Below are 15,789 nucleotides of genomic sequence, written 5' to 3'. Positions count from 1 at the left end.
AGGGTCGGGGTGGGGGCACGACGGCATCGACATCCGCGCGGCTGTGAAGGCAAGCGCTTGCCCCCATCCCAGCCTTCCCCCGGAAGGGGAAGGAGCAATACAAGTCCCAGCTGAAGAGACAGGCGCCGGACACTGATTCGATACAAGGGCTGAGCCCAAAGGTTTTCTATGGATCTGCAGATCGCCCTTTTGCTGGGGCAGGACGGCATCGTGAACGGTGCCGTCTATGGATTGATGGCGCTTGCTCTTGTGCTGGTGTTCTCGGTCACGCGCGTCATCTTCATTCCCCAGGGTGAGTTCGTCGCCTTCGGGGCGCTCTCGATGGCAATGCTGCAAACGGGCCGGGTGCCGGCCACGCTGTGGCTGCTGATTGCGCTCGCGGCCATGGTGCTGGTGGTCGAGTTCTGGCGCTGGAAGCGCGGCGCAGTGGTCGACTGGGCTTCCGCGCTTGCGTGGTGCGTCGTGCTGCCGCTGGCCGCCGCCGCGCTGGTATTGCTGCTCAAGCCCACCTCGATGGCGGCTCAAGCCGTTACCACGCTGGTGTTGATCGCGCCGCTCGGGCCGCTGCTCTATCGCCTTGCCTACCGGCCATTGGCCGATGCCAGCGTGCTGATGCTGCTGATCGTCTCGGTGGCGCTGCATGGCGTGCTGGTGGGGCTGGGCCTGCTCTTCTTCGGCGCCGAGGGCTATCGCACCGCGCCGTTTTCCGAAGAGCGCTTTGACATGGGCGGCATTCCCGTCAGCGGGCAGTCGCTGGTGGTGGTGGGCGTCACGCTGCTGCTGGTGATTGCAATGTTCCTTTTCTTCGGCCGCTCGATGATCGGCAAGGCGCTGCGCGCCACCGCCATCAACCGCGTGGGCGCTCGCCTGTCGGGCATTCCGACGGGGCTTTCGGGTGACTTGAGCTTTGCGCTCGCAGCGCTCATCGGCGCGATCTCGGGCCTGCTGATTGCGCCGCTCACCACGGTGTATTACGACACCGGCTTCCTGATCGGCCTCAAGGGCTTTGTCGCCGCGATCGTGGGAGGGCTCGCAAGCTATCCGCTGGCGCTGGCGGGCGCGCTGCTGGTCGGCCAGCTCGAAGCCTTTGCTTCGTTCTGGGCCAGCCCGTTCAAGGAAGTGCTGGTCTTCACGCTGATCATCCCGGTGCTGTGGTGGCGGTCGCTGCACAGCCATCATGTGGAGGACGAGGAATGAACGACACCTCCGCCAACAACACCGCTGGCGCCGCGCCGCCGTCCACCGGCCGAGCGCTGGTCACGCCGCAGCAGCTCACGCTCGGCTTTGTCGTGCTGCTTGCAGCGGCCTGGGGCTTCCTGCCGGAGTTCACGGTATCGGTGCTCAGCAACATCGGGCTCTATGCACTGGTTGCGGTCGGGCTGGTCATGCTGACGGGCGTAGGCGGCATGACCTCCTTCGGCCAGGCCGCATTCGTGGGCGTGGGCTCGTACGCGACCGCGTGGGTCTGCACCTCGCCCACCGCGGCGGCGTGGATGGGCGGCATCGTCGGCCCTGCCTTGCTGCCATGGGCCGGGCTGCTGCTGGGCCTGCTGCTGACATTCGCGCTGGCATGGGCCCTTGGCGCGGTCACGCTCAAGCTGCAGGGGCACTACCTGCCGCTGTGCACCATTGCCTGGGGCCTCAGCCTTTACTACCTGTTCGGCAACATGGATTTCCTCGGTGGGCAAACAGGCATCACCGGCGTGCCGCCGCTGGTGATTGCCGGCTTCTCGCTGGCCACGCCGCGCGCGCTTGGCGTGGTGATCTGGGCCGTGCTGCTGCTGGCGCTGTGGGCCATGCACAACCTGCTCGATTCGCGCGAAGGCCGCGCGATTCGCGCGCTCAAGGGCGGGCGGCTCATGGCCGAGTCGATGGGGGTGGACACCGCCCGCCACCGCGTGAAGCTCTTCGTGCTTGCGGCCCTGCTGGCGGCCGTGTCGGGCTGGCTCTATGCGCACCTGCAGCGTTTTGTGAACCCCACGCCTTTCAACCTGAACATCGGCATCGAGCTGCTGTTCATGGCGGTGGTCGGCGGCGCGGGGCACCTGTGGGGCGCGGTTCTGGGCGCTGCGCTCATCACGCTGCTCAAGGAAAAGCTGCAGGACGTGCTGCCCTCGCTGCTCGGCAGCAGCGGGAATTTCGAGGTGATCGTGTTCGGCCTGCTCATGCTCTTTGTGCTGCAGCGCTTTGCGGATGGCCTGTGGCCGACGCTGGCGCGCATTGCAAGGCGCTGGGTGCGCCCGCATGCCGGTGCTGGAATCGATGCTTCGCAGCCCTCGGCGAGTGCGGTGCAATTGGTACAGCGCAACCTGCCCGCCAAGGGCGAGGTCATGCTGCAGGCCACCAACGTCAGCAAGCGCTTCGGCGGCCTGGTGGCCAACAACGACATCTCGATGACGCTGAAGGCGGGCGAGATCCATGCACTGATCGGGCCGAACGGCGCGGGCAAGAGCACCTTCTTCAACATGATCTCGGGCGTGGACGATCCGAGCTCGGGCGAAGTGCGGCTCGCCGGCCAGCCGATGGCCGCCAGGCCCTCGCGCGTGTTTGCCGCGCTCGGCCTCGGCCGCACCTTCCAGCATGTGCGCCTGCTCGGCCAGCGCAGCGTGGTCGAGAACGTGGCGCTGGGCGCGCACCTGCGTGCCCGGCGCGGATGGCTCGCCGCCATGCTTCGGCTGGACCGCGCGGAAGAAGCCGCGCTGATGACCGAAGCCCGCCGCCAGATCGAGCGCTGCGGCCTTGGCGAGCATGCCGATACGCCGGCCGCATCACTTTCGCTCGGACAGCAGCGCGTGGTCGAGATTGCGCGCGCGCTGGCCGGCCAACCCTCGGTGCTGCTGCTCGACGAACCCGCCGCGGGCCTGCGTCACCTGGAGAAGCGCGCGCTTTCCGTGCTGCTGAGCCAGTTGCGCGCCGAAGGCCTCGGCATTCTCGTGGTGGAACATGACATGGAATTTGTGATGAACCTCGCCGACCGCATCACCGTGCTGGAGTTCGGCACCGTCATCGCGACTGGCACGCCGGCTGAAGTGCAGGCCAACCCGCGCGTGCTCGAGGCTTACCTGGGTGGTGCCGACGACCAGCTGCTGGAGGACGCGCGATGAGCCATCCGCTCCTTCAGCTCGACGGCTTCTGCGTTGCCTACCGTACCGTGGAGGCGGTGCACAGCGTGCGCCTGCATGTGAACGAAGGCGAGATCGTCACCGTCATCGGGCCCAACGGCGCGGGCAAGACCACGCTGCTGTGCGCGGCGATGGGACTGCTTCCTTCCACCGGAAGCCTCTCGCTGCATGGCGAACGCATCGCGCGCCCCGGCGTCGAGACCATGGTGGCGCGCGGCGTGGCGCTGGTGCCCGAGCGGCGCGAGCTGTTCGGCGACATGTCGGTCGAAGACAACCTTCTGCTCGGCGGCTTCTACCAGTGGCGCAAGGGCAAGCGCGACCAGCGTGCACGCATGGAAGAAGTGTTCGAGATCTTTCCGCGCCTGCGCGAGCGCAAGCCGCAGCTGGCTTCGACGCTCTCGGGCGGCGAGCGGCAGATGCTGGCCATCGGCCGCGCATTGATGGCGCGCCCGCGACTGCTGATGCTCGATGAACCCTCGCTGGGCCTGGCGCCGCTTGTGGTGCGCGAAGTGCTGCGCGTGGTGTCGCAACTGCGCAGCCATGGGGTCTCGGTGCTGCTGGTGGAGCAGAACGCACGCGCCGCGCTGCAAGTGGCCGACCGGGCCTATGTGCTCGAGATAGGCGCAGTGGCGCTTGAAGGCAATGCAGGCGACCTGCTGCACGACCAGCGAATCATCGATACCTATCTGGGCATCGGCAACAAACATTGAACCGTCTTCCTCCCTCCCCTTCCGGGGGAGGGTTGGGTGGGGGCACGACGGCACTTGATAAAGCACTGCGCCGAACCAACGCCGCCTGCCCCCATCCCAGCCTTCCCCCGGAAGGGGAAGGAGCAATACAAAGCCAAAGGACATCACCATGACCACCCTTCAAAGCTACATCGCCGGCCGCTGGATCGGCAAGGAAAGCGCGCAGCAGCTGCGCAGCGCCGTCAACGGCCAGCCCGTGGCCAGCACGCATGCCGAGGCCATCGACTTCGCCGAGGCGTTGAACCACGCACGCAAAGTCGGCCTCCCCGCGCTGATGGCTCTCGACTTCCAGCAACGCTCCGAGCGCCTGAAGGCACTGGCCAAGTACCTGGCCACGCACAAGGAAACGCTCTACGCCATCTCCGCCCACACAGGCGCGACCCGCGCCGACAGCTGGATCGACATCGAAGGCGGCGCCGGCACGCTCAGCGCCTACGCGGGCATCGGCACCAATGAGCTGCCCTCCGGCAACCTGGTGCATGAAGGCCCGGCCTTTCCGCTCGGCAAGAAGGGCGGGTTTGCGGGCACGCACATCCTGGTGCCGCGCGGCGGCGTGGCGGTGCACATCAATGCGTTCAACTTTCCGGTGTGGGGCCTGCTCGAAAAGTTCGCCCCCAGCTTTCTCGCGGGCATGCCGTGCATCGGCAAGCCGGCCACGGCGACCAGCTACCTGACCGAGGCGCTGGTGCGGCTCATCGTGCAGTCGGGCATCCTGCCGGAAGGCAGCCTGCAACTCGTGGTCGGCGGCACGGGCGACCTGCTCGACCGGCTCGGGAGTGCCGATGTGGTCACCTTCACCGGATCGGCCGACACCGCCGCCAAGCTGCGCGTGCACCCGAACTTGGTTCGCCATTCGATACCGTTCAACGCCGAGGCCGATTCACTCAACTGCGCAATCCTCGCGCCCGACGTGACGCCGGACGACGAGGAGTTCGACCTCTTCGTGAAAGAGGTGGCGCGCGAGATGACCATCAAGGCCGGCCAGAAGTGCACCGCCATCCGCCGCGCGATCGTGCCGCGCCAGCACCTGGATGCGGTGGCCGAACGGCTGCGCGCGCGGCTCGCAAAGACAGTCATCGGCGATCCGTCACGCGAAGAGGTGCGCATGGGCGCGCTCGCCTCGCATGCGCAAAAAACCGACGTGGCCGAACGCGTCGCCACGCTGCTGCAAGGCGCCGAACTGGTCTACGGCGAGCGCGACGGCTTCTCGCCGGTAGGCGACGGCGTGAACGACGGCGCCTTCTTCGCGCCCACGCTGCTCTTGAGCCGCAAGCCGCTCGAACATGATGCCGCGCACGATGTCGAAGCCTTCGGCCCCGTCAGCACGCTCATGTCCTATGACGGCATCGACGAAGCGCTCGCTTTGGCCGCGCGAGGCCGCGGCAGCCTGGTGGGCACGCTGGTCACGCGCGACGCGGCCATTGCGGCCAAGGCCATTCCGGTGGCTGCCGCATGGCACGGCCGCCTGCTGGTGCTCGACCGCGAAGCGGCCGCCGAATCGACCGGCCACGGCTCTCCGCTGCCGCAGCTCAAGCACGGCGGCCCCGGCCGCGCGGGCGGCGGTGAAGAGCTCGGCGGCCTGCGCGCCGTGAAGCACTACCTGCAGCGCGCCGCGGTGCAGGGCTCGCCCACCATGCTGGCCGCGATCACCTGCGAGCACGTGCGCGGCGCGGCGGTGCGCGAAAGCGAGGTGCACCCCTTCCGCCGCCATTTCGAAGACCTGCGCATCGGCGACTCATTGCTCACGCACCGCCGCACGGTCGGCGAGGCCGACATCGTGGCCTTCGGCGGCATCTCGGGCGACTATTTCTACATGCACTTCGACGAAGTGGCGGCGAAGGAGTCGCCCTTCGGCAAGCGCATTGCGCACGGCTACTTCGTGCTGTCGGCGGCGGCGGGCCTTTTCGTATCGCCCGCGCCGGGCCCGGTGCTCGCCAACTATGGGCTCGACACGCTGCGCTTCGTCAAGCCGGTGGGCATTGGCGACACCATCCGCGCGCGACTGACCTGCAAGCGCAAGATCGACCGCAACAAGAAGGACGCGAGCGGCCAGGGCCAGGGCGTGGTGGCCTGGGATGTGGAGGTGACCAACCAGGACGGCGAGCTGGTCGCGAGCTACGATATCCTGACCCTCGTCTCCAAGAAACCAGAATCCACCTGATGTTCGATCTCACAGGAAAAACAGCACTCGTCACCGGCGGCAATGGCGGCATCGGCCTGGGCATGGCCCAGGGCCTTGCCCAAGCCGGCGCCCGCGTCATCGTTGCCGCGCGCAATGCCCAGAAATCGGCCGCCGCGGTCGAAGCGCTCAAGGCGCTGGGCAGCGACAGCTTTGCGCTCGAAGTCGATGTGGCCAATGAAGCCTCGGTGCAGAAGGCCTTCGACGAAGCGGCTGCGCGCTGCGGCAGGCTCGACATCCTCATCAACAACGCCGGCACCACGGTGCGCAAGCCGGTCGACCAACTGGCTCTGGACGAGTGGCACAAGGTGATGGACACCAACCTGACCAGCGCCTTCCTGTGCAGCCGGGCCGCACATCCCCACCTGAAGAAGGCGGGCGGCGGCAAGATCATCAACATCGGCTCGATGATGTCGATCTTCGGCGCACCCTACGCCCCGGCCTATGCCGCGAGCAAGGCGGGCATCGTGCAGCTCACCAAGTCGACCGCGCTTTCATGGGCGGCGGACAACATCCAGGTCAACGCGATTCTCCCGGGCTGGTTCGAGACCGAACTGACCGACGGCGCCCGCAGCCAGATTCCGGGCCTGTACGACCGGGTGGTGGCCCGCGCCGCCGCCGGCCGCTGGGGCAAGCCGGCCGATATTGCGGGCACGGCGGTGTTTCTTGCGAGCCAAGCCTCCGATTACGTGACCGGGACGGCCATTCCTGTGGACGGAGGCTTCTCCATCTCTGGCTGAAGTCGGGCGGGCCGTGTAAATTCGGCCGCCATGCTCCTCTGGTTTCAGATCTTTCTTTTTGTCGCCGGCACGGCCGCGCTGCTCTACGTTTCGCGCGGGCCGCTGCGCCAGCCGGGCTCGCACGGCTTCTACCGCTTCTTCGCGTGGGAGTGCATGCTGGTGCTCATCATCGTGAACCTGCCGGTGTGGCATGTCGACCCGCTGTCGTTCACGCAGCTGCTCTCCTGCGTGCTGCTGGCCCTCTCGATCTGGCTGCCGATCCATGCGGTGAGGCTGCTCAAGGTCCATGGCAAGCCGACCGAGGCGCGCAACGACGATCCGGCGCTCTACGGTTTCGAGAAAACCTCGTCCATCGTCAGTACCGGCGCCTTCCGCTACATTCGCCACCCCATGTACACGGCGCTGATGCTGCTGGCCTGGGGCGCCTTCCTCAAGCAGTTCACCTGGCTCACCCTTGCGCTGGTGCTGGCGGCCACGGTGCTGCTGTTTCTGACGGCGCGCAGCGATGAAAAGGAATGCATCGCGCATTTCGGCGATGCCTACCGCGACTACATGCGCCGCACGAGGCGCTTCATTCCTTTCCTGCTGTGAAGAGCCAGGGCTTTCCCAGCGGGCCGCAAGCCGCCCTCCTGTTCCTGGCACTGTTCCTCTGCGAGTTCGTCATTGCCGTTGCACTGCGCGACGCCAACCGCTGGCTCGGACTGAACGACATGCAGCTTGGCGTGCTTGCCGCCGTGCTGGGCAACGGCTGCGTCTTTGCCGGCGTCATGCACTTCCAGCAGCTCACCTATCGCGAGTTGTTTCACCAGTCTCCGGCCTCCGCCAGGGCCACGCTGGTGCTGATCGTGCCGCCAGTGCTGCTGCTGGTGCCCGGGCTGATGGTGGTGATAGTGACCGCGATGAACCTGCTGGTGCTGGTCGCGCCGCTTTCGGCCTGGGAGGAATCGATGTTCAGCCGCATGGCCGACGGCAGCGTAGCCGCCACGCTGGCCGTTTGCGTGATGGCGCCCCTGCTCGAGGAAATGCTGTTCCGCGGCATCGTGCTGCGGGGTTTCCTGCAGCGCTATTCGAGGTGGCAGGCCATCCTGGGCTCGGCGTTGCTCTTCGGCGTGGCACACATGAACATCTACCAGTTTGTCGTGGGTCTGGTCATGGGAACGGTGCTCGGATGGCTCTATGAGCGCACACGCTCGCTCATTCCGTGCATCGCGCTGCATGCGGCCTACAACACCGGCACGATTTTCCTGAGCGACCTGCCCGAAACCATTTCGCTCGCGGACACCGCGCTGGCCCTGCTGGCAATCTTGCTTGCAACGGTGTGCGGCGTACTGGCTTTGCGGCACATGCTGGTGGCGCCCATTGCGCGCCGGCCGGCGCCCTGATCCGGGCTGCCGCCGTTCAAGAAACTAAGTCTGTACGGGCGCGAAAGGCCGCGCATCCACCGCGTCGCCATCGACAATGAAGTGACCGCCCGCCACATGGTGCAGCGTCCGGAGGTCATCATGCCCGGTGAAGTTCCAGCGCCCTTCGGCAAACACGCGCGAGTCGGCCTCTGCGGCGATCACCTCGCCCAGGAACAGGTCGTAGCTTTGCTGAATGTGCGGCTCCGGCAGCAGCCGGCATTCGAGCCAGGCCACGCAGCCTTCCAGCAAGGGCGCCGTACCGGCGGTGCCGGCAAAAGTCTGCAGCCCGTAGGCCGCGAACTTGTCCCGCCCGTCGCGCTCGACGATCTCGCGGCCCGAGCTGTTGCCCAGGGCTTCCGTCAGGTCGAGCTGGGCGCGCGCGGGCACCTGCAGCGCAAAGGTGCCCGCGCCTTCGATCAGCGTTCGCGTCCACGTGCTCTTGTCGAGCACCACGGCCACCTTGGGCGGATTGAAGTCCAGCGGCATGGCCCAAGCCGCCGCCATGATGTTGCGCTGTCCGCCGTGCGCCGCGCTCACGAGGACGGTGGGGCCGTGGTTGATCAGGCGGTAGGCCTTGGCCAGGGGGACTGGTCGACGGTGAATAGCGTTCATGAAGATTGTCGAAGAAAGGAAGGTCGAGTCGCGGCAAGCGACCCACGAAGACGGACATTCGTCATCTTCGTGCCAGAAGTGCGCGGTGCGACACCATTTCACCGCCGCGTGCTGCAAGTGGGCCAAAGCTCGCATCTTTCGACACAGAAGCAACGCAAGTCCGCAAGATCCGATGCGCCGGGTCGGCGTCGTCCCGCGGGTGCCAAGCCTGCAGCACTCGCTCGGCAGGAACCGCAACAGGCAGCTTGAAAATCTCCAAGCCGAGCCCATCCGCCACGGTTCGAGCCAACGATTCCGGCACACAGGCGACCAATGCCGAACGTGCGACCGCCATCAATGCACCGTAGCCACTGGGCACAGTCAATGCAATTTGTCTCGCAACGCCTATCTCGGCCAGAAGTCGGTCGACAGTCTCCTTCGCCATGCCACGTTGGATGACAGCCACGTGTTGCTGGGCGGCGAAACGCTTTGGCGTAATGCGTGCCTTCAGCAGTTCATGTTCGGCCCGGACCACGCCGACAATCCGCTGTTCATAGAGCAGAGAACTCAGGACTTCGGGGCCCTTGTCGAACAAGGTCCCTACGTCCAGATCGATCCTGCCTTCGCGCAGCGCCATCGCATCGCTATTGCTTTCGGGAACGAAGCGCAGCCGCGCCAAAGGAATGTCTTTCCGAAGTGCAGCAAGCAATGTGGCGCCATAGACAATTCCCATCCCCTCGGGCGCCCGCACCGTGAACTCGCGCTCCACACGCGCCAGCGGTACGCCGCCATCCGGTTGCATCAACATTCTCGCTTCGGCGATCAGGCGGCGCACCGGCTCGCGCAAGGCATCCGCCCTTGGCGTCGGAATCAGCTTGCGGCCGGCTCTCACAAGAATCGGATCGCCGAGTGCGTCCCGGATGCGCGCCAGCGTATGGCTCATGGCGGGAGCGCTCAGATGCATGCGCTGCGCGGCCCCTGCCACACTTCCTGCGCCCAGCAGTGCGTCGAGTGCGGCAAGTAGATTGAGATCCAATGAGTTCATTTTGTGCAGCTGAAGCATGAGAACAATGCACTGTACAGATTCGAGACCCTGGCTGACACTTCGCGCCCCAAAGCACGGAGACCCTTGTGAACCCTTCAGATGCCAGCCGCACCGCCGTTGCCACCTCGCTGATGCGAGCACTTCATACGCGGGGCGACCCAGTTCCGCTGTTGAACGATCCATGGGGCGACCGCCTGATTCCTGACGCGGTGCGAATAGCCCTGCGCGAGCGGGCATTGCAGAGCGTGGATGCATCCAGGCGCTTCGAAGTCGCAGAAGCGCCCGACAAGATTCTCGACGCCGCGCTGCGCGCCAACCCTGCATATGCGGACGTAATCTTACGAAGCCGCTACACCGAGGATGCACTGAAGGCCGCCGTTGCGCAGGGCGTCGCACAGTACGTGATCATCGGTGCGGGTTTCGACAGCTTCATCTGCCGCCGTCCAGCTTGGGCCGAAGGGCTGACGATCTATGAGGTCGACCACCCCGCGACCCAGCGCATGAAGCGACAGTGCTTGCAGAGATGCGGGGTTCCCGAATCCGCCGACGTACATTTCGTCGAGGCCGACCTGGCCGTCGAAACGCTGGGATCGGCCCTGGGGCGATCCTCTTTCCAAACCATGCAGCCGACTTTCTTCTCGTGGCTCGGGGTCACCATGTATCTGACGCGGGAGGCTAACCTCGCCACTCTCCGCGCGATCGCTTCATATGCCCCCGCCGGAAGCGAACTGGTTTTCACCTATGTGGACGAGGCTATCTTGTGTGACGCCGATCACGAGGAAGTCGAAAGCTTCCGCAGATTGAGAAGCAAGGTGGCCTCCGTCGGCGAAGCGTTCCTCTCGGGTTTTGACCCGGCTACCTTGAAGGCAGTGCTGCTTGATGCTGGTTTGCTGCTGGTGGAGGACTTCGATGGCGACCATGCGCTCGCACGCTATGACGCGGCAGGGACTAGCGGCTTGCAGCCGGCCCGGGCCGCGCACATCGCGCACGCCCGCCTTGTCAGCGGTGCGATGTCCGCCCTCTGAATCCGCACGAGGCCCTATCAGGCGCACCGCGGCGCGGGGCGCTCCGGACCGATCCCGCCGACGGAGAAAACATTTGTTCAGAGTACCGATTGCCCTGCGACAAATTGAGAGCGTGCCCCAGTGCACAGGCCATCGGGTGCTCCACGCAGCGAAATAAAGGAGGAGGGCGAAGCCCGGGGGACATTCGCGGAGGGGAGTACCCGGTGGCCTTTGCACGCGCCCCGGATGAATTACGCCCTCAGCCCCCGGCTAAGCATCCGCCCCGCCCGAGCCAGCACCTTCGCCTCGGCGCCGCCGCCGCGATACGCCAGCACCCCATTCACGAACACCCGCTCCACGCCCAGGCTCACACCATGCGGCTTGTCATAGGTTGCGGTGTCGGCAATGGTCTCCGGGTCGAACACCACCACGTCGGCCATGGCACCCACGCGCAGCAACCCGCGGTCGGCGATGCGCAGGTTGCGCGCCGTCATGCCCGTCATCTTGTGCACGGCCTGCTCCAGCGTGAACAGGCGGCGCTGGCGCCAGTAGCGCGCGAACACACGTGGGAATGCGCCCCACAGCCGCGGATGCGGGTGGCGGTCGTGCGGGAGGCCGTCGCTGCCGATCATGGTGAGCGGATGCGCGATGACGCGCTCCACGTCTTCTTCCTGCATCTGGAAGTAGCAGGCGCCGCCGGGCTTCAGGCGCAGGCACGCCTCCTGTTCGGTGGTGCCCCATTCGCGCGCAATGTCGGAGATGAGGCGGCCGGTCATCTCGGGGTGCGGGTCGGACCAGGTCAGCAGCACGTCGATGACGCCGTCGACCAGGTCTTCGCGCAGCACGGTGGAGCCGGCCACATAGGGGTACACGTCCATCGAAATTTTCTGCCGCTCCGCCAGCGCCTCGATCAGCGGCAGCGTTTCCTTCGTGCGGCCCCAGTTGGCGGGGCCGGCGCATTTGTGGTGCGAAATGACGAGCGGCACGCCGGCGCTGAAAGCCGTGTCGCCCGCTTCATGCAGTGCCTCGATGATCTGCTGCATTTCGCTGCGCAGATGCGTCGCGTAGACGCCGCCGTGCCTTGCGACGACGCGTGCGAGCGCAGTCACTTCCTCGGCGGGAGCGGCAAACGCTTCTTCGTAGAACAGACCCGACGACATGCCATGCGCACCCTCGGCCATGCTGCTGTCGAGCAGCGCCGCCATCCGCGCCAGTTCGTCGGCGCTCGCGGGGCGGTCGAGCGCTTCCATCGCCGCGAAGCGCAACGTGGTGTGGCCCACCAACGCCGCGACGTTGAGCGCGGGCTGCGTCGCATCGACAGCCGCGCGGTACTCGGCCATGGTGGCGTGCTTGAACGACTCGGCGCCCAGCAGCGTGAGCGGCGGCTTGGATTGCGGCGTGCGGTAGGGCGCAAGCGAAATGCCGCAGTTGCCTGTCACCACGGTGGTGATGCCCTGCGATACCTTGGGCAGGCAGAGCGGGTCGCGCAGCACGATGGCGTCGTCGTGCGTGTGCGCGTCGATGAAGCCGGGGGCTATCACCTTCTTGCGGCAGTCGACGATCTCGATATCGGCCAGCGCAAGGCCTTCGGGCAGCCGCTCACGCAGGCCTTCGCCAAGCGCAACGATTCGATCGCCCTGCAGCAGCACGTCGCCAGTCCATGAAGGCCCGCCCGAGCCGTCGACCACGAGGCCGGCCTCGAGCAATATGGCTTTGGCTTCTCCGCTCACGATGCACGGCCCCCTGTATTGATGCCGCCGCCGTCCCAGCTTTGCAGCGGATGCGTCGCGGCGTCGATGCCGTGGCGCTGGAAGGCCTCGCGCGCACGCTGCAGCCGTTGCACCGCGGGCTCGCCGCGCCGCTGCGCCACCAGCACCGTGAGAATCTCGATGGCGGTGAGGTGTGTCAGGTAGGCATCGATGCCCACGTGCATCACGGCGTCATCGGGCACGGACAGGCCCAGCAGGAAGTCGGCCTTCGCCGCCAGCGCTGTGTCCGGCCGCGTGAGCGCGACCACCTTGGCGCCCTGCCCGCGCGCGATGTCCACTGCGTCGAGCAGCGAAGGCATGCCGCCCACGTGCGAGATGGCAATGACCACGCCACCCGGACGCTGCGCCGCACCCGCCACCTGCTGCAGGTGGTAGTCGGCCCAGGCATTGGCTGAAAGACCGAGCCTGAAGAGCCGCGCCTGCAGGTCGTTGGCCATGAACCACGAGGTGGCGCCCGCACCGTACAAGTCGACGTGCGGTGCGGCCGCAATGGCGGCTACGGCTCCTTCGAGCACCTGCATGTCGAGCTGCCCGCGCACACCCGAGACCGACGCCGCCGCGCTGCGCGCGATCTTGCTGACGACTTCGTCGGCCGCGTCCTCGATGTTCACGCGCCGGTGCAGCGGCGAGCCGCCCAGCGCGAGCTCTTGCGCGAGAGCGAGCTTGAACTCGCGCAGTCCCGCAAAGCCCAGGTCGCGGCAAGTGCGCATGATGGTGGGCACGGAGCTGCCCGAGCGCTCGGCCAGCTGCTCGAAGCTTTCCTCGAGCGCGCGGTCGGGGTCTTCGAGGATCAGGTCGAGAATCGCGCGGCGCGTGGCAGGCGCGCTGCTGCGGATCTCGCCGATCTTCTGAAGCAATGAAGGAGTCATCGGTTGGCGTGGCTCAGAAGTGCATGGCGACGGCGTCGCTCACGCGGTAGTTCTCTTCGACCACCGGCATCCAGTGCCATTTGTCGAAGGTGGTGCAGGGGTGCGAAATGCCCAGGCCGACGCGGTCGCCCACCACGGGTGCCTGCGCTTCTTCGGAGGCGTCCCAGCGCAGGTAGGCGTGCTGGTCGTTCAGCGCGGTGATCTTCCAGCCGGCGGGAACGGGCTCCGCCTCAAGCATGCCGCGGGGCGCGCGTGCGATCGGCACCGGCATCGAGAGATCGAAGGAAATGTCGCGCTTGCCGACTGCAAGAATCGCCAGGCCAGGTTCGGGCCGCGATTGCACGGTGGCCCACACCTCCATGGCGGGGCGCAGGCTCTCGCCGCAATCGCAGCCCAGCCGCTCGTCCACCGCGCTCACCATGCGCTTGTAAAAGCCGTGGTCGTGCGTGACATAGCAACCCGAACGCAGCAGGCCACGCACGGGCGAACCCAGCGCGGGCTTCAAACGGCCGGCCACCAGGTCGAAGATGGCCGAGCCGCCGGCGGAGACCAGCACCTCGGGGGTTTCGAACAGCTGCTTGGTGTCGCAATGGCGTGCGATGGCTTCCACGCGGTCCATCAGCGTGGTGGCGTAGGCCGTGTCGGCGTCGCTGGCGCCGGTGGCGCCCTGCCCTTCGTAGGTTTCGATGCCCACGAGCTTGACCGCATCGCTCGCGCGAAGCCGCGTGGCAAGGGCCACGGCTTCCTCATGCGTGCGGCAACCGGTGCGCGCGCCTTCGACACCGATCTCGATCATGACCTCGAAAGGCACGCTCGCCGGATGGCGTTTCGCCCAGTCTTCGATCAGCGCAAGCTGCGCGAGCGAATCGACCAGGAACACGATGCGCAGGTCGACATGCGCCTGCAGCAGCAGCTGGATTCCGGCCAGGTCTTCGTCGCTGACCACCTGGTTGGCGATGAGCGTGCGGCGTGCGCCGGCCGCCACGCCCACGGCAAGCTGCGTGACCGTGGCAAAGGTCAGGCCCCAGGCGCCGGCGTCGAGCTGGCGCTGGAAGAGCTGCGGCGACATGGTGGTCTTGCCGTGCGGCGCCAGGTCGATGCCCCACTCGCGCACGCGCGACTGCATCCAGGCCAGGTTGTGCTCGAGCGCCTCGCGCTTGAGCACGGCCAGCGGCAGCGGCAGGTCGCCCGCGAGCACGTTCCAGCCCGCGGCGCCTACTTCGCTGCGGCGGCGCGGCGGCTGGGTGCGCGGGTAGCCCTTGAAGCTGCTGCCCAGCAGGGGGTCGTTGAAATCGTTGATGTTGTCGGTGGCGGCGGTGATGTCGGTCATGGTCATGCGGCATTGTTGGAGAGCAGCTCTTTGCGGATGCAGGCGCTGTAGTGTCCGACGGAAATCTCTTCGAGCGGCGGCACGGTCTGAGCGCAGGCCTCGATGGCGTGGGGGCAGCGGGTGCGGAACACGCAGCCCGATGGCGGCGAGATGGGGCTGGGAATGTCGCCCTTGAGGGCGATGCGTTCGGTGGCCAGCGTCGGGTCGGGCTTCGGCCTCGCGGCCAGCAGCGCCTGGGTGTAGGGATGCGAGGGACGCGCGAACAGCTCGTCGGTCTCGGCCACTTCCATCACCTTGCCGAGGTAGAGCACCACCACGCGGTCGCACAGGTACTCGACCACGTCGAGGTCGTGCGAGATGAAGAGCATGGTCAGCCCAAGCCGCTCGCGCAGGTCGGCCAGCAGGTTGATGACCTGCGACTGGATCGACACGTCGAGCGCCGACAGCGGCTCGTCGGCCACGATGAACTCGGGCTCGACCGCAAGCGCGCGTGCCACGCCGATGCGCTGTCGCTGGCCGCCCGAGAACTCGTGCGGAAAGCGGCTCGCATGCTCGGCGCGCAGGCCCACGGTTTCAAGCAGCTCGGCAATGCGCTTGTCGCGCGCGGCGGCGCCCTTGTGCAAGCCGTGCGTGGACAGCGCCTCGCCGAGGATGGCGCTGATGCGCATCTTCGGGTTCAGGCTTGCATACGGGTCCTGAAAAATGATTTGCAGCTTGCTGCGCAGTTTGCGCATGCGCTCGCCCGAGAGTGCGCCGATGTCGTCGCCGCGGTAGAGCACCTGGCCATCGGTGCGCTCTACGAGCCGCAGCACGGTGCGGCCGATGGTGCTCTTGCCCGAGCCCGATTCGCCGACGAGGCCCAGTGTTTCGCCGGGGCGGATGGCGAACGACACATCGTCGACCGCGCGCACCGGGCGGTCGCTGCTGCCGAAGTATTTCTTGAGGCTGCGGACTTCGATGAGGGGAGCGGCGGTGGTCATTGTGGACT

14 protein-coding genes are annotated in these 15,789 nt (G+C 66.6%); 8 read left to right on the top strand and 6 right to left on the bottom strand.

The annotated features are described in order from the left end of the window. Positions 1-168: 168 nt before the first annotated feature. From V9L20_RS19255 to V9L20_RS19225, 7 genes are all read left to right on the top strand, one after another. Positions 169-1,197, top strand: coding sequence for a branched-chain amino acid ABC transporter permease (locus tag V9L20_RS19255; protein ID WP_337297780.1), 1,029 nt, complete (start codon positions 169-171; stop codon positions 1,195-1,197). Beyond that, complete coding sequence (locus V9L20_RS19250) at positions 1,194-3,104, top strand: branched-chain amino acid ABC transporter ATP-binding protein/permease (protein WP_337297779.1); 1,911 nt, start codon at positions 1,194-1,196, stop codon at positions 3,102-3,104. Before V9L20_RS19255 ends, V9L20_RS19250 begins: the two co-directional genes overlap by 4 nt. Beyond that, complete coding sequence (locus V9L20_RS19245) at positions 3,101-3,832, top strand: ABC transporter ATP-binding protein (RefSeq protein ID WP_337297778.1); 732 nt, start codon at positions 3,101-3,103, stop codon at positions 3,830-3,832. The genes V9L20_RS19250 and V9L20_RS19245 overlap by 4 nt, the downstream gene beginning before the upstream one ends. A 148-nt stretch (positions 3,833-3,980) precedes the next feature. After that, on the top strand, positions 3,981-6,032 hold the full coding sequence (paaZ, locus tag V9L20_RS19240) for a phenylacetic acid degradation bifunctional protein PaaZ (RefSeq protein WP_337297777.1): 2,052 nt from the start codon (positions 3,981-3,983) through the stop codon (positions 6,030-6,032). Beyond that, complete coding sequence (locus V9L20_RS19235; RefSeq protein WP_337297776.1) at positions 6,032-6,790, top strand: SDR family NAD(P)-dependent oxidoreductase; 759 nt, start codon at positions 6,032-6,034, stop codon at positions 6,788-6,790. Before paaZ ends, V9L20_RS19235 begins: the two co-directional genes overlap by 1 nt. Before the next feature lie 30 nt (positions 6,791-6,820). After that, on the top strand, positions 6,821-7,381 hold the full coding sequence (locus V9L20_RS19230; RefSeq protein WP_337297775.1) for a methyltransferase family protein: 561 nt from the start codon (positions 6,821-6,823) through the stop codon (positions 7,379-7,381). Next, on the top strand, positions 7,378-8,172 hold the full coding sequence (locus V9L20_RS19225) for a CPBP family intramembrane glutamic endopeptidase (protein ID WP_337297774.1): 795 nt from the start codon (positions 7,378-7,380) through the stop codon (positions 8,170-8,172). The genes V9L20_RS19230 and V9L20_RS19225 overlap by 4 nt, the downstream gene beginning before the upstream one ends. Positions 8,173-8,196: 24 nt before the next feature. Here the strand turns inward: V9L20_RS19225 and V9L20_RS19220 are convergent, their stop codons facing one another. Together V9L20_RS19220 and V9L20_RS19215 are read right to left on the bottom strand one after the other, a co-directional pair. Further along, positions 8,197-8,805 carry a flavin reductase family protein gene (locus V9L20_RS19220; protein ID WP_337297773.1) on the bottom strand — a complete coding sequence of 203 codons (609 nt, stop codon included), beginning with the start codon at positions 8,803-8,805 and terminating at the stop codon, positions 8,197-8,199. 61 nt (positions 8,806-8,866) lie between these two features. Continuing rightward, positions 8,867-9,847 (bottom strand): LysR family transcriptional regulator, encoded by a 981-nt coding sequence (locus V9L20_RS19215; protein WP_337297772.1) that lies wholly within the window; start codon positions 9,845-9,847, stop codon positions 8,867-8,869. Between the two features lie 68 nt (positions 9,848-9,915). Here V9L20_RS19215 and V9L20_RS19210 point away from each other — a divergent pair, with 68 nt between their 5' ends. Continuing rightward, on the top strand, positions 9,916-10,854 hold the full coding sequence (locus tag V9L20_RS19210) for a class I SAM-dependent methyltransferase (protein WP_337297771.1): 939 nt from the start codon (positions 9,916-9,918) through the stop codon (positions 10,852-10,854). Between the two features lie 230 nt (positions 10,855-11,084). On the opposite strand, the gene V9L20_RS19205 is transcribed toward V9L20_RS19210, so the two are convergent. From V9L20_RS19205 to V9L20_RS19190, 4 genes are read right to left on the bottom strand one after another with little or no spacing between them, the layout of a single operon-like run. Next, positions 11,085-12,563 carry an N-acyl-D-amino-acid deacylase family protein gene (locus V9L20_RS19205; protein ID WP_337297770.1) on the bottom strand — a complete coding sequence of 493 codons (1,479 nt, stop codon included), beginning with the start codon at positions 12,561-12,563 and terminating at the stop codon, positions 11,085-11,087. Next, positions 12,560-13,471 carry a MurR/RpiR family transcriptional regulator gene (locus V9L20_RS19200; protein WP_126745587.1) on the bottom strand — a complete coding sequence of 304 codons (912 nt, stop codon included), beginning with the start codon at positions 13,469-13,471 and terminating at the stop codon, positions 12,560-12,562. Before V9L20_RS19200 ends, V9L20_RS19205 begins: the two co-directional genes overlap by 4 nt. Before the next feature lie 13 nt (positions 13,472-13,484). Beyond that, complete coding sequence (locus V9L20_RS19195) at positions 13,485-14,801, bottom strand: amino acid deaminase (protein WP_337297809.1); 1,317 nt, start codon at positions 14,799-14,801, stop codon at positions 13,485-13,487. A 2-nt stretch (positions 14,802-14,803) separates the two neighbouring features. Then, a complete protein-coding gene (locus tag V9L20_RS19190; protein ID WP_337297769.1) occupies positions 14,804-15,781 on the bottom strand; it encodes an ABC transporter ATP-binding protein in 978 nt (325 codons plus the stop codon). Positions 15,782-15,789: the final 8 nt, after the last annotated feature.

Origin of the sequence: Variovorax sp. CCNWLW225, assembly GCF_037204045.1 — a bacterium.
In the GTDB taxonomy this organism is placed as follows: domain Bacteria; phylum Pseudomonadota; class Gammaproteobacteria; order Burkholderiales; family Burkholderiaceae_C; genus Variovorax.
Note: the sequence above shows the minus strand (reverse complement) of the source record. Positions and strands in the feature narration are given on the sequence as shown.